The organism is bacterium (assembly GCA_016873475.1).
GTDB lineage: Bacteria > Krumholzibacteriota > Krumholzibacteriia > JACNKJ01 > JACNKJ01 > VGXI01.
Window position 1 is genome coordinate 1 of the sequence record VGXI01000080.1, and the last position, 12,900, is coordinate 12,900.

Genomic DNA, 12,900 nt, shown 5'->3' on the forward strand with positions numbered 1-12,900 from the left:
ATGGTCACCCTCAAGCTGCGCTGCCTGGCGAGCTGCCCCTGGACGCTCAAGCACCGCACGCGCCTGCGCTTCCACTTCGGCACGCAGGAGATCATCGGCCGGCTCGTGTTGCTCGACCGCGAGTCGCTGCGCGCGGGCGAGGAGTGCCTCGGCCAGGCGCGGCTCGAATCGCCGGCGGTCTGCGCGCCGGGGGACCGCGTGATCGTGCGCTTCTACTCGCCGATGCGCACGGTGGCCGGCGGTGAGGTGATCGAGGCCACGGCGCCCAAGCGCCGCCACGGCCGCGAGCGCGACCTCGAGGCCGTGAAGCTCAAGGAGGGCGGCGACGCGGCGGTGATCCTCGAGCGCGCCGTGCTCGATGCAAGCGCCGCCGGGCTCGCGGACAGGGACGCCGCGCTCCTCGTGGAGAAGTACCCGGGCGAGGATCCGCTGCCCGCGCTGCTCGCCGCCGGGCGCCTGCTCGCGCTCGGCAAGCGGCTGTTCCATGCCGACGCCGTCGCGCAACTCGCCCGCGGCATCGCGGAGCGCGCCGAGCGCTTCCAGGCCGAGCACCCGCTCGCCTGGGGTCCCGCGCGCCAGAGCCTGCGCGCGGCGCTCGCGCCCGAGGTGCCGCAGGCTTCCTTCCAGCTCCTGCTCGAGCAGCTCGAGCGCGCGGGGAGCCTGCGTCTGCGCGGCGAGGGCGTCCGCGTGGGGGAGGGCGAGCCGGCGCCCACGGGCGCCGCCGCGGCCTGGGTCGAGAAGGTCGAGGCCGCCTGGCTGGCCGCCGGCCTCGCCTCGCCGCCGCTGGCGACCTTTGCGGAGCTGGGCGTGCCCTCGGAGCAGGTGCCCGACCTCGTCGACTACCTGACGGCGAACGGTCGCCTCCTGCGCGTGAACGCGGAGACGCTCGTCCACGCCGAGCCCTTCGCGCGCCTGGTGGAGGGCCTGCGCGCGCTCTTCGCCGAAAGGGAAGTGATCACGGTGGGCGACGTGGGCGCGCGCCTCGAGGTGAGCCGCAAGTACTCGGTGCCGCTGCTCGAACTCTGCGACAAGCTCGGCTACACCGAGCGCCGCGAGTCCGAGCGCCGGCGGGGGCCGCGGCTCTGAGCCCGGCCGCGCATTCGGATGTCGCGGTGCGCTTGTCTACTTCAAGCGCCGCTGCGTGATTCTGCATCGGCACCCGCAGGGGGCTCTTCGTCGCCGACGGCGGCAAGGGCCGGCGCCGTTTCGCGCTACGCGGGCCCTTCGGCGAGGGCGTCGCCGCCTACTCGTGCGACGCCACCGCCGCCTTCAGGGGCTTGCTCAGCGTCCAGATCGCCAGGCCCGCCGCGAGGCCCAGGATGCAGAGCATCCCGAAGAAGGCCTCGCGCGGCATCTTCTCCCAGAAGGTGCCGAGGAAGCCCGACAGGTAGTTGCCGAAGAAGCTCGACAGGAACCAGACGCCCATCATCATCGAGACGATGCGCGCCGGCGCCACCTTGGTCACCAGCGAGAGCCCGATCGGTGACAGGTACAGCTCGCCGATCGTGAGCACGAAGGTGGTGCTCAGCAGCCACATCACGTTCTTCCGGTCCTCCGGCCCCATGCCCTGCACGCCGGCGATCATGATCAGGAAGGACGCGCCGAGGATGAAGCAACCGATCGCCATCTTGATCACGCTGCCCGGCTCGCGATTCCGCTTCGCCTGCCAGGCCCAGAAGGTGTTCAGCAGCGGCGCGAAGATGAAGATGATCATCGGATTGAAGGCCTGGTACCAGGTCGAGGGCACCTGGAAGCCCAGGAAGTTCCAGTTCGTGTTGCGGTCGGCCCAGAGCTGCATGGTGTTGCCCTGCTGCTCGTAGACGCCCCAGAAGACGATGTTCAGCGCGCACAGGGTGACCAGCGCCCAGATGCGGCGCCACTCGTCCTTCGTGAGCGGCTGCCGCTCGGCCGCTCGCTTCTCCTTGGTCGCCGCGAGGGTCTCCGGCGCGAGGAAGCGCCGGCCCCAGAGGTAGACGACCAGGCCCAGCACCATGCCGACGCCGGCGGCGCCGAAGCCGTAGTGCCAGCCGAGCGTCTGGCCCAGCGTGCCGCAGACCAGGGGCGAGAAGAAGGCGCCCAGGTTGATGCCCATGTAGAAGATCGTGAAGGCGCGGTCGCGGCGCGGATCGCCGGGCGGGTAGAGGTCGCCCACCTGGGTCGAGATGTTCGGCTTGAAAGCGCCGTTGCCGAGGATCAGAAAGAGCAGCGCCAGGAAGAAGAGGTTCTCGACGGCCATCAGGAAGTGGCCGATCGCCATCAGCACGGCGCCGAGCACCACCGTCTTGCGCCGGCCGAGCACGCGGTCGGCCAGCATGCCGCCGAAGAGCGGCGTCAGGTAGACGAAGGCCGTGTAGAGCCCGTAGATCTGCGAGGAAAGCGGCTGGTTCGCCAGCGGCCCGAAGATCGCCTCCAGCGTGCCCTTGATCGCGTTGAAGCCGAGCACTTCCTGGCCCACGTCCGGGCGCAGGAAGAGGTGGTCGACCATGAACAGCACGAGCAGCGAGCGCATGCCGTAGTAGGAGAAGCGCTCCCACATCTCCGTGAAGAAGAGGACGAAGAGGCCGGGCGGGTGGCCCAGGATCGTGCGCTGTGTGCTCATGCGTGACTGCCTTTCACTCGGGTCCAGGGTCCTCGGAATCGCTGGGGTTTCAGTAGCGCGCCTTGAGCGCGCCCAGGCTGGTGGTTGCGGCGGGCGTGGGAATGAACTCGCGGCTGCCGTTGGGCTGCCAGGCCCAATCGAAGGCGACGAGCGAGTCGCCGAGCGCGGTGATCGCCAGCTTCACCGCCGTCGTCTCGGGCTCGGCGCCGCGCTGCACCTGGAGCAGCGCGTAGGCGTGCCCGGCCGCCGCGGCCGCGAAGCTGGCGAGGGGCAGGGGATCGCCCGCGTCGTCGAGCATGTCGGCGACCGCCGCGAGCGGCAGCACGCCGAGGTCGACGAGCAGCGGCTGGTCGTTCTGGTAAACCGGGTCCTCGGGCGCGCGCAGCCAGTGCGCGCTCTCGCCCGGCACCAGTTCGACGAAGAGCAGATCGGCGACGCCGCCCAGGACGAGCGCGAGATAGCTCGCGAGCGAGTCGACGGCGCCCGTCGCAAAGTCGATGGCCTGCACGCGCCCCCCCGACTGGATGCTGTCCTGCGTGGCCAGGCGCAGCGAGGCCGAGCCCGAGGGCAAGCCCCAGGGATCGACGTAGTCGGCCCGCGCGGACGCGGCGACCGCCAGCGCTGCGAGCAGGGGCAGGGCGGGGGCGAGGGCGCGCATCAGTCTTCCTCCACGGGCAGGCCGGGCTCGCTCGCGCAGTCGCCGAAGGCGCCGATCGGCCCGCAGGCGGCCGTGAGCGCCGGGCTCGCGGCGTCCACGCGCCAGTCGTCGGCCGCGGGATCGCAGAAGAGCGGATCGGTGGCGAGGTCGCTCGCGCCGGGCGCGAGGCCACCGTAGCCGCCGGCTGCGTTGTCCCAGACGAGATTGCAGTCCAGGAGCGGCGCCGCCCCGGACTGCACGAAGAGCCCCCAGTTCCCGCCGGCGAAGAGGCAGCGCTCGAGGCTGACGGCACCCGCTTCGGCGAAGAAGGCGCCGGCCACCGCCGAGCGCACGATCGTCGCGCCCGCAAGGCGTCCTGCAGCGCCGCCGCGCAGCCAGAGGCCGTACCAGGCGCTGTCCGCGACGAGCAGCGCCTCCGCGTCCAGCGCGCCGCCCGCCAGCGAGACACCCTCGGCGCAGCGCGCGATCACGCAGCGCCTGAGCGCCAGGGTATCGCCCGCCGCGCCGCGCAGGTAAACGCCCGCGCCGCCGCAGTCCGCAATCCGCGTGTCGGCGAGTCGCGCACTCGAGCGATCGAGCACGACCCCCGCTTCGGCCGCGCCCGTCACGACGAGGCCCTCGAGCCGCGTCGCGCCGCTGCGCCCCGCCAGGTAGATGCCGTAGTCGTTGTCGCCCTGTGCGGCGTTCAGGACGATGGGCCCGTGGCCCGGGAAGGGCGCGAGCAGGAGATCGGCGGCGTCGATGCGCAGCGCCGCACTGCCGCCGGCCGCCAGCTCCTGGTGTGCGAGCGCAGTGTTCGGCCGCCACAGGAGCAGGCTGTCCAGCCCGGCGCCCGCGCAGTAGTCCACCGCGCTCTGCAGCTCGGTGAGCAGGGTGCCCTCGTGCACGCCCGGCAGGACGAGCAGGCTCTTCGGCGCCACGGTCAGCGTGAGCGCGTTCTCGACGTCCGGGTGGATGAAGAGCGTGTCCGGGTAGCCGGCGAAGGGGGGACTGGCCGTCGCGCCCTGGTAGGCGGCCGTCGCGAAGCTGAAGACCACCTTCTCGCCCCAGCTCAGCGCCGGGATGAAGTGCTCGCTGGCCGGCGTCTCCAGGGTGTCGACGCCGAGGATGCCGATGGGCACGGCGGCCGGCGCGCCCGCGAGATCCACGATGCGCACGCGCAGCGCCCCGCTGCGCTCGACGACCGGCACCGCCAGCTGGCGCGTCACCGGGTTGTCGTCATCGAGGTCGCGCACCTGCACGCTGAACTTCAGCGTGTCGATGGCGGCGAAGCTGGCCGGCGCCACCCAGATCACCGTGGCCGCATTGGTGACGTTGTCCACCCAGCTGCCCTGGTTGCCTGCGCCCCAGGCGTAGCGCAACAGATCGTCGTCCGGGTCGGTGGCCTCGACGCTGAGCGTGAAGCTGTCCAGCGGCGCCAGCGCGGACGGCGGCGGGTCCATCGCGATCTCGCCGACCTGAGGCGGGCGGTTCTCCGCGAGGCCGTCCATCTCGAGGCTGCAGGCGAGGACGCCGAGCAGGACCGGCAGGGTCCAGGGAGCGAGCCGCCGCTGCGCGCGGTCTCTCGGCATCGAGGTGGGGGCCATTCGCATCCTTCCCGTGAGGCAGGGGAATGATAGACTATCGCCACCGGCAACCGGAACCGGAAGATCCTCGCGGAGCCCGCCATGCCCAGCGATCCCGCCGCCCTCCTCGCGCGCCTCGACGGCCCCGAGGGCGACGCCCTGCGCGCAGCGCTCGCGGCGCTGCCGGCGGCGGAGTGGCAGGCGCCGCGGCGGGTGGCCGCCCTGCGCCGCCTCGCGGATGTGGAGCTCGTCGCCCTGGCCCTGCGCCTCGCGGCCGCCCGCGAGCGGCAGGCGCTCAAGTTCCTCCCCGGGGAGCCCCTGCGCTTCACGCCCGAGCTGCTCGAGCAGGCGAGCAGCCACCCGCTGGCCGCCCACCGGGCTGCGCGCCTGGCGCCCCTCGCTCCCGTGCTGGATCTCGGCTGCGGCGCCGGCGGCGACCTCACGCGCCTGGCCGCCGCGGGTGCCCGGCCGACCGGCCTCGAGGCCGATCCGCTGGCGGCGGCCCTGGCCCGCGCGAACCTGGCCGCACTCGGCCTGCCCGGCGAGGTCCTCACCGGCCGCTACCCGGAGACGCCCCTGCCCGCGCACCGCGCGCTCTACCTGGACCCGGCCCGTCGCGCGGGCGGCCGGCGCCACCGGGAGCCGGCGGCCTTCTCGCCGCCGCCCGGCGCAATCGCCGCGCTGCTCGCGCGGGCGGAGGCCTGGTGCCTGAAGTGGGGACCGGCGCTGCCCCTGGACCGCGAGGCCCTGTCCGGCCCGGCCGGCCCACTGGCGGGCTTCGCCGCCGGAGACTGGGAGCTCGAGACGGTCTCCTGGCGCGGCGAGCTGCGCGAGGCCGTTCTCTGGGGCGGGGCCGCCCGGCGCGGTTGCCCTCGCCAGGCGACCTTGCTGGCCGGCGGTCTGGCCGATTGGCAGCCATTGAGCTTCGCCGCCGAGCCGGAGCCGGATCCGGCGCCGCTGGCCCCCTGCCCCGAGGCCGCGCGCGGGCTCTTCATCCACGAGCCGGACCCGGCGCTCATTCGCGCCGGCCTCGTTGGTCCCTTCGCCCGCCGGCACGGCCTTGCGCCCGTGGCGCCGGGCATCGCCTACCTGGCTGGGCCCTCCGTCGCGAGTCCCTTCCTGCGCCGCTGGCAGCCGCTCGAATGGCTACCCCTGAGCCTGCCTGGACTGCAGTCTGCCCTCGATCGCCTGGAGGCCGGACCGCTCGTCCTCAAGAAGCGGGGCTTCCCGCTCGATCCGGAGACCCTGCGCGAGCGGCTGCGTGCTCAGGGCGATCGCCCGGTGACGGTGCTGATCTACCGAGACCGGCGGGCGCCGCGCCGCGCCGAACACTGGGTCTGCGTCTGCGGTGCGGAGCAGAGTTAGTCACAAGAAGGTGACTATTGCAGAAAATGCAGTGCAAGTTCCCAGGGTTGCTGCTATATGTTAAGAGCCATCGGCGCACGACAGCTTGCGATACTCGTCCGCTGAGGAAGCCATGACCCTCGTCAGTCCGAGCGTACTGCTCCTCGATCCCAACGGCCTGCTGATCCTGCGCTGGGCCGAGGCCCTGGCCGCTGACTACCAGATCGAGACTTCCCGCAGCATCGAAGACACGATCGCGCAGCTCGGCGAGTGGCTGCCCGACTTCCTGCTCATCCACGTGGAGCTGCGCAGCGCCGTGCCACTGCTCGACGGCCTCGAGCCGCTCCTGCTGACCCGGCCCGAGCTACCGGTGATCGCCCTGGTCGGCGAAGGCCTACCCGCCGATCAGCGGCTGCGCGCGCTGCGCCAGCCGATCTTCGCGCACCTGGAGGCGGACTGTCCGGTCGAGGAACTGCGCATCGTGCTGGACCGAGCGGCCGAACACGAGCGCCGGCGCCAGGAGCGGCTCTACCTGCGCCAGCAGCAGCTCGAACTGGATGTCTACGAGATGGGCGGCGGCCTCGGCAGCCTGCACGAGGCGATCCAGAAGGCGGCGAACACGGAACAGGGCGTGCTCATCTATGGCCCGACGGGCAGCGGCCGGCGCGAGGTGGCGAAGAAGATCCATCTCCTCAGCCGGCGGGCGCGCGAGCCCTTCGTGAGCTTCAATCCGAGCGGACTCTCCGTCGAGGACTGCCGCGTGCGCCTCTTCGGCCGCGAGGGTCGCGATGGCCTGCGGCGCCGCGGTCTGCTCGAGGTTGCCGGCGGCGGCACTCTGCTCCTGGAATCCGTGGGTCTGCTACCGCGCAGCGTGCAGGTCGAGCTGTATCGGTCGCTCCGCGAAGGGCGCTGCACTCGGGTGGGCGGCATCCACGCCTGGGCGGTGGACGTGCGGCTGATCGCGACGGCCTCGCCGGACTTGAAGGAGCGGATGCGGGAGGGAGACTTCCACGGCGAGCTCTTCAACCTGCTGCACAGTTTCCCGCTCGGCGTGCCCGCTCTGGACGAGCGGCGGGAGGACATTCCCGCGCTGGTGCGCGGCTACCTGCGGCGTTTCGGCCGGCGCCACGGGCGCCCCGATCTCGAGCTCGAACCGGAGGTCGAGTCCCTGCTCCTGCGCCGCGGCTGGAAGGGCAGCCTGCTCGAGCTGCGGCGCAGCGTGGAGCTTGCCGTCCTGCGCGCAGAAGGGCGCACGCTCAGCCTGGGCGACTTCGGCGTCAACGGGCTGGACGTGGAGCTGCTGCCGCTCGAGTACCATCAGGCCAAGCCCATGGTGGAACTGGACTTCAAGCGCCGCTTCTTCACCCGGCTGCTCCGCTTGGCCGACGGCAAGGTGACGGCCGCCGCGGAGATGATGAAGGTGCCGCGCCCGAGCCTCTCGACGATGTTGAAGGAGGTGGGCCTCTCGCCGGCCCCCTTCAAGAAGCCGAAGCGGGCCAGCCAGAAGGCGGCGGCGCGCTAGATCAAGCAGCGTCACAGCAATGTGGCGGACTCCCGCCGGGGGCGCCTGCGGCCCCCGGTTCTTGTCTCGGCGACGGCGCTGGCCGATACTGCGGAGCATGCGAGTGCGCGCCCGGCGTCGGCTCATCCCTTGGCTCGTCCTTGGCCTGGCGGCGGCGGCGCTGCTTGCGAGCACCGCCCTGCGCCCGCCGCGGGATTCGCAGGCGCGCGCCGTGGCGGCGCTCGAACGGGAGTTCCTGCCGACGCTCGCGGCTCGCCTCGCGCCGCACGGCGGCGCGGGGGGACGCGCCCTGGTCATCGATCTGAGCGGTCCCGGGCGCGTCGCCTTCCGGCCGCAGCTGGAAGCGCGGCTGGCGGCCCTGGCCGCCGCCGCGCCGGCCGGCGAGCAGATGCCCTTGCACCTCTCGCTGGCCTGGAACGTCGAGGACGGAGCGCTGCGCGTGCGCGGCAGCATCCGCACGCTGCGCCTGGAGACCTTCGTCGAGGAGCGCTACCCGCTCGGCCCCTAGCCGGCGGCGCGGCCGAGTGCCACCGGGAGTGCAGTGAGGAAGCCAGCGAGCGCCTCGCGTGGCACCGTCAGGCTGGGGTCGACGCGCAGCACCTTGAGTCCCGGCCGCTGCGCGACGAGATAGCCCGCCTCGAGCAGCGCGCGCTGGAGGGCCGCCGTGAAGGGGGCGCCGGGTGCGTCCTCCAGCTCGAGCGCGAGCATCAGGCCGCGGCCGCGCACCGCCGCGAGACGCGGTTCGCGCTCGGCGATGGCGAGGAGTTCGGCCAGGAACCACTCGCCGAGTTCCCGGCTCCGCTCGCTGAGTCCTTCTTCGGCGAGCGCGCGGATCACGGCCCGCAGCACCGCGGCGCCGAGCGGGTCGTTCTGATGCGACTGCGCGTACCTGGGCAGGCGATCGCCGAGGCGCTGCGCCACGCGGGGCGCCAGGGCCGTCGCGCTCACCGGATAGCCGTTGCCCAGGCCCTTGCCGAGGGCGACGATGTCCGGCGCGAGGTCGTAGTGCTGGAAACCGAACCAGCGGCCGGTGCGCCCCAGCCCCGTGGTCACCTCGTTGACGAGCAGCAGCCCGCCCTCGCCCTGGATGCGCGCCGCGAGCCGGCGCACCAGGGCCCGCGGTGGAAAGCGCACCAGCCCCGATGAGCTGCCCGGCTCCAGCAGCAGGCCGCCGATCCGCTCGAAGGGCAGCGCCGCCCAGTGCGCGCAGCGGGCCAGGCAGTCCTCGCCGTGCCCGCAATCGCCGCGGGCGAGCCAATCGTAGACGACCCACTCGTCGGGCTGGCGCCGGCTCGCGGAGCCGTAGGCGCCGAAGTAGGAGTCGCTCATCGTCAGGAGCAGCGGCCGCTCGGCGAGGAGCTGCGCCGTGCGCACACCGTACTCGACGGCCTCGCTGCCCGAGGCGAGCAGCACGCAGCGGCCGCCGGCCAGGCCGAGGCGCGCGAGCAGGTCGTCAGCGGCAGCGGCGACGACCGGGTGCGAGTAGGCGTAGCCCGCGTGGGCGATCAGCGCGGCCTGCTCGCTGAGCGCCTGGAGCACGCGCGGGTGGCCATGGCCGAGGCAGAGGCACCAGACACCGGCCTCGAGGTCGACGATGCGCCGGCCGTCCGCCGCATGCAGGGTGCAGTTCTCCGCGCGGACGATGTCCGGCAGCAGGGTCGCGTGACCGGGGTAGCCGAGGATTGCCTCCATGACCGCCTAGGGCTCGTGGGTGTCGGGGATTGCGCCGAGGATGGCCGCCGCCACCTGCGGCTGCGCGTCCAGGTAGAGTCGGCGTTTCACTTCACCACCCTCCTGAATCCTCGTCGCCCGGTGCCCCCCGGCTACTCCTTGACGGGCAGCACGTGGATCGCCTTCACGACGAGCGTCACCCTGTCGCCAGGCTGGAGCTTCAGCTCCTCGACGGACTCGGTCGTGAGCACCGAGGCCATCGCGCAGGGCAGCTCGACGCTGAACTTCACCAGGCTCATCACGTCGCCGCGCTTCACCGAGCTGACCGTGGCATGGACCTTGTTGCGCGCACCGTACTCCATGGCGGGCTCCTTACAGCTCTCGACCGGCGACGGGCCGGACATGCTATACTCTAGCCCAATCCCGACCCGGAGCGTAACCATGAAGTCCCTACTCGCCGCCTTCGCCTGCCTGCTCGCCGCCCTGCCCGCCCTCGCTCAGGAGACGCCCGTCGTCTTCACGAGCGGGCTCTACGCCTTCAACTACCAGCAGTGGCCCTTCGGCAGCTACCACGGCAGCTTCAGCGCCGAGGGCGCGAGCCTGGACAGCCTGATCTGGGGCGGGGGGCAACTCGAGGCGGCGGGCGGCAGCCTCCAGGTGGTGCAGGACAGCACGATCGCCTGGGCCTACGGCGCCGTCTACCAGGAGGACCAGACCGTGGACCTCGGCCTGCTCATCCTGCGCCGGCCGGGTCTGCTGACGCCGGGCGATTACCCCATCGACGTCACGGGCTTCACCTCGCAGTTCGTCTTCTTCGACGGGCTCTCCGGGCTGACGATCCCCGAGGACCCCACCGACATCCAGGCCTGGCTGAACGGGCTCGCCGCCGAGCATCGCTTCTTCGGGGCGACGGGCAGCATCACGGTGAGCGAGGTGAGCGACTCGAGCTTCGTCGGCAGCTTCAGCGGGCGCATGCTGGACCCGACGGCGCTGATGATCATCTCGATCAGCAGCGGCGTCTTCGACATGGTGGGCCTGCCGGTCCTGCCGACGGCGGCGCCCGCGGCGCCCGCCGCCCTCGCGCACGGGAGCTGGCCCAACCCCTTCAATCCGCAGACGCGTCTCTACTTCACGCTGCCCGCCGCCGGCGCCGCCCGCCTGAGCGTGCACGACGCCGCCGGGCGCCGCCTGGCGACGCTCTGGGACGGCCCGGCGCCCGCCGGCCGCAGCGAGGTCGACTGGACTGCGCGCGACGCGGCGGGCCGCCCGCTGCCCGCGGGGCTCTACTTCTATCGCCTGCGAACCGCGGCCGGGGTAGCTGGCGGCAAGTTGATGCTAGTTCAGTAGCTAAGGCCTTGGCAGCTAGGTTGGGAAGAGGCAAGGCGCCTCGCGGTTCAGCCTGCGCTCGAGAGCCTTGGCATCTTCCTTCGAGGCACAGGCGCAGGTTCGGTACTCGATCAAGGGCAAGTTGGCAAGGACGTAAGCTCGCTTGGCTTCGTTGTTTCTCGTTCCCGTCCCAAGTGGCCTTGGCAACAGGCTCGACATCCGGGAGGCGCAGTTGCCGCCTTGCCCTCTCAGGACTGGCTCTTTGGTGTCCGCACGGCGCAACTCGTAGATGCCGGGTCCGAAGGGAGCGCGGATGAGACCAAGGCGTCGCGGATCGGGAAAGGGAACCCATTCAGTCCACTCAGGCACGGTCGGCTCCTTGGACTTCTGGTGGGCTATACTTCATCTGCGCTGACCACGACCGCGAAGGGGACATCCAATGCCTCGAAGTGCCGTTGCCCGCAACGGACCTTGTCTGCTTCCGCAGTGCGGAGCTTGAGGAAGTCACGGGTTCCCTTCGTTTCGCGGACGAGATAGAGCGCACTGCCGTCATGCTTCAGGATGGCCCAATCGGGGTTGTACTTGCCGACGGGCGTATCGATCTCAAACCAGTGCGGGAGCTTGACGAACAGCTTGATGTCCTCTCGCTGGTCGAGTCGCTGTGCGAATTCCCGCTCCACTTCCGACTCGTACACGATGTAGTCGTAGACGGACTTCTGAACCTGCAGTGCATTCAGGTAACTCACGAGTTCCTCGTTCTTGAAGAGCACCATCTCCCAGGCCGCGTCCGCCCCGTCCATGGGAAGGCGCTCGTACTTGATACCGTCAACAAGCAAGCGATGCAGCTCGTACTTCAAGATCGCTGCAACTTGGTCCAGGAAGCGCTGGGGGTTCACGAAGACATCTGCAAGACGGCCTGACTCCGCAAGGATGCGCACGAGGGTGGATCGCGTCAACTCCGTCTCGTTCTGCAGATAGGCGAGGAGATCCGGCAGCCCCTGAACGGTGTAGGCCGGCCGCTCCTCAGCGATGCTCGCTGCTTCAGTGCTCACTCCGCCCTTTGACACGAGGACGCGACCGGTAGCGATCTGGATTCTAGGTGCTTCGATGGGTTCCATACGGCGGATCGCGTCCACTGCACGTTGCACGAGCGCATTGGTATCGAATTCCAAGCGGTACGTTGTCTTGGGCTTGATCCTGTCCCACAGCGCTACGAACTCCGGGCTGAGCGAAACCTCCTTGCGCAGACGGCTCGTCACCTCGTCGCGCTCTCTTCGGACATGTCGCTCGATCTGGTAGGCAGCCAAGAGATCCACTACCACCGGCGCAAGATCACGCAGCGCCCCCGGCAGCGTGAGTTTGAAGTCACTGCGCTTGGGATCGAACGCAGGCTGTAGCCGCCCGTTCGCATCGAGCATCCCCTGCTGAATCAGCGCGGCGCGAATCGCCTCGGCGGCCTCACAATCGATGGACCGCTCTGCGCCGTCAACGACGCGGGTCAGTTTCAACAGGGCAGTGAACGGAACCTTGCCGAAGGTAACCCCGCACTCCTCTTCGTACTCGGTCTGGAGCGCGCGAGCGAAGTCTTCGTAGCTTTCGTTGGCCATCACGTAGAGCTTGTTCACCGACTCATCGAAGACCCGGATTCCACTCTGGTCAACCGGGAGGCGCAGGCCGCGACCGATCTCTTGCCGCTTCTTGACCGCGCTCCGCGTTTCATTGAGCGTGCAGATTTGGAACACGTTCGGGTTGTCCCAACCTTCCCGCAGGGCTGAGTGGCTGAAGATGAAGCGCAAGGGCTCCTCGAGTGAAAGCAAGCGCTCCTTGTCCTTCATGATGAGGTTGTAGACCTCATCGTCGGCCTGCGTGTCGCCGCGGCTATCCTTGGCAATGCCTTTCCGATCTTGCGCGAAGTAGCCGTTGTGCAGTCCATCGAGAGGCTGGCGAAGCCATTCAAGATCCGCGTAGCGCGACTCTTGGGCGAACGCCCGAAGCTCGGATTCGAGAGCCTCCGCGAACTTGCCGGGCAGCGGCTTGCCATCGTTGCCATAGTTCCGATAGTTGGCCACGCGGTCGATGAAGAAGAGCGAGAGCACAGAGATGGTCCCAGGAAACCGGACAGCGTGCTAAGGTGGCTCCACGACTCTGAACGGAGGACATGGAGCAATGGCAAACCGACGCAAGTTCTCGGCTGAATTCAAGGCCAAGGTCGCCC

General features: G+C 70.4%; 10 protein-coding genes and 1 pseudogene. 5 read left to right on the forward strand and 6 right to left on the reverse strand.

Annotated elements, in window-relative coordinates; translation table 11 throughout:
* Window positions 1–1,086 (forward strand): hypothetical protein (locus FJ251_08180; protein ID MBM4117708.1); only part of this gene is annotated, 1,086 nt, incomplete at its 5' end.
* 157 nt (window positions 1,087–1,243) lie between these two features.
* On the opposite strand, the gene FJ251_08185 is transcribed toward FJ251_08180, so the two are convergent.
* Genes FJ251_08185 through FJ251_08195 form a run of 3 tightly spaced genes read right to left on the reverse strand, consistent with a single transcriptional unit; the run spans window position 1,244 to window position 4,849 of the window.
* Window positions 1,244–2,599 (reverse strand): peptide MFS transporter, encoded by a 1,356-nt coding sequence (locus FJ251_08185; protein MBM4117709.1) that lies wholly within the window; start codon window positions 2,597–2,599, stop codon window positions 1,244–1,246.
* A gap of 49 nt (window positions 2,600–2,648) precedes the next feature.
* Window positions 2,649–3,257 (reverse strand): hypothetical protein, encoded by a 609-nt coding sequence (locus tag FJ251_08190; protein MBM4117710.1) that lies wholly within the window; start codon window positions 3,255–3,257, stop codon window positions 2,649–2,651.
* Window positions 3,257–4,849: a right-handed parallel beta-helix repeat-containing protein gene (locus FJ251_08195; GenBank protein ID MBM4117711.1), complete on the reverse strand. Its 1,593-nt coding sequence runs from the start codon at window positions 4,847–4,849 to the stop codon at window positions 3,257–3,259. The genes FJ251_08190 and FJ251_08195 overlap by 1 nt, the downstream gene beginning before the upstream one ends.
* A 75-nt stretch (window positions 4,850–4,924) precedes the next feature.
* Here FJ251_08195 and FJ251_08200 point away from each other — a divergent pair, with 75 nt between their 5' ends.
* The 3 genes from FJ251_08200 to FJ251_08210 all read left to right on the forward strand — a co-directional run bounded on the left by FJ251_08200 (window position 4,925) and on the right by FJ251_08210 (window position 8,196).
* On the forward strand, window positions 4,925–6,187 hold the full coding sequence (locus FJ251_08200; protein MBM4117712.1) for an SAM-dependent methyltransferase: 1,263 nt from the start codon (window positions 4,925–4,927) through the stop codon (window positions 6,185–6,187).
* A gap of 112 nt (window positions 6,188–6,299) precedes the next feature.
* Window positions 6,300–7,688 carry a sigma-54-dependent Fis family transcriptional regulator gene (locus FJ251_08205; protein MBM4117713.1) on the forward strand — a complete coding sequence of 463 codons (1,389 nt, stop codon included), beginning with the start codon at window positions 6,300–6,302 and terminating at the stop codon, window positions 7,686–7,688.
* 103 nt (window positions 7,689–7,791) lie between these two features.
* On the forward strand, window positions 7,792–8,196 hold the full coding sequence (locus FJ251_08210; protein MBM4117714.1) for a hypothetical protein: 405 nt from the start codon (window positions 7,792–7,794) through the stop codon (window positions 8,194–8,196).
* On the opposite strand, the gene FJ251_08215 is transcribed toward FJ251_08210, so the two are convergent.
* The gene (locus FJ251_08215) at window positions 8,193–9,380 is read right to left on the reverse strand and encodes an aminotransferase class III-fold pyridoxal phosphate-dependent enzyme (GenBank protein ID MBM4117715.1); all 1,188 of its coding nucleotides are present in this window, start codon (window positions 9,378–9,380) and stop codon (window positions 8,193–8,195) included. The two genes, FJ251_08210 and FJ251_08215, sit on opposite strands and share 4 nt — an antisense overlap.
* A gap of 131 nt (window positions 9,381–9,511) precedes the next feature.
* Window positions 9,512–9,721: a molybdenum-binding protein gene (locus tag FJ251_08220; GenBank protein ID MBM4117716.1), complete on the reverse strand. Its 210-nt coding sequence runs from the start codon at window positions 9,719–9,721 to the stop codon at window positions 9,512–9,514.
* Window positions 9,722–9,800: 79 nt separating this feature from the next.
* Between FJ251_08220 and FJ251_08225 the strand changes: the two genes are divergently transcribed.
* Window positions 9,801–10,706 (forward strand): hypothetical protein, encoded by a 906-nt coding sequence (locus tag FJ251_08225; GenBank protein MBM4117717.1) that lies wholly within the window; start codon window positions 9,801–9,803, stop codon window positions 10,704–10,706.
* Window positions 10,707–11,080: 374 nt separating this feature from the next.
* On the opposite strand, the pseudogene FJ251_08230 reads toward FJ251_08225, so the two are convergent.
* Window positions 11,081–12,787 (reverse strand): annotated as a pseudogene (locus FJ251_08230) (type III restriction endonuclease subunit R).
* Between the last annotated feature and the right edge of the window lie 113 nt (window positions 12,788–12,900).

Coding starts and splice junctions, on each gene's coding strand:
- FJ251_08205 (MBM4117713.1), top strand. CDS start 6,300: ATGACCCTCGTCAGTCCGAGCGTACTGCTCCTCGATCCCAACGGCCTG.
- FJ251_08215 (MBM4117715.1), bottom strand. CDS start 9,380: ATGGAGGCAATCCTCGGCTACCCCGGTCACGCGACCCTGCTGCCGGAC.
- FJ251_08195 (MBM4117711.1), bottom strand. CDS start 4,849: ATGCGAATGGCCCCCACCTCGATGCCGAGAGACCGCGCGCAGCGGCGG.
- FJ251_08225 (MBM4117717.1), top strand. CDS start 9,801: ATGAAGTCCCTACTCGCCGCCTTCGCCTGCCTGCTCGCCGCCCTGCCC.
- FJ251_08185 (MBM4117709.1), bottom strand. CDS start 2,599: ATGAGCACACAGCGCACGATCCTGGGCCACCCGCCCGGCCTCTTCGTC.
- FJ251_08190 (MBM4117710.1), bottom strand. CDS start 3,257: ATGCGCGCCCTCGCCCCCGCCCTGCCCCTGCTCGCAGCGCTGGCGGTC.
- FJ251_08220 (MBM4117716.1), bottom strand. CDS start 9,721: ATGGAGTACGGTGCGCGCAACAAGGTCCATGCCACGGTCAGCTCGGTG.
- FJ251_08200 (MBM4117712.1), top strand. CDS start 4,925: ATGCCCAGCGATCCCGCCGCCCTCCTCGCGCGCCTCGACGGCCCCGAG.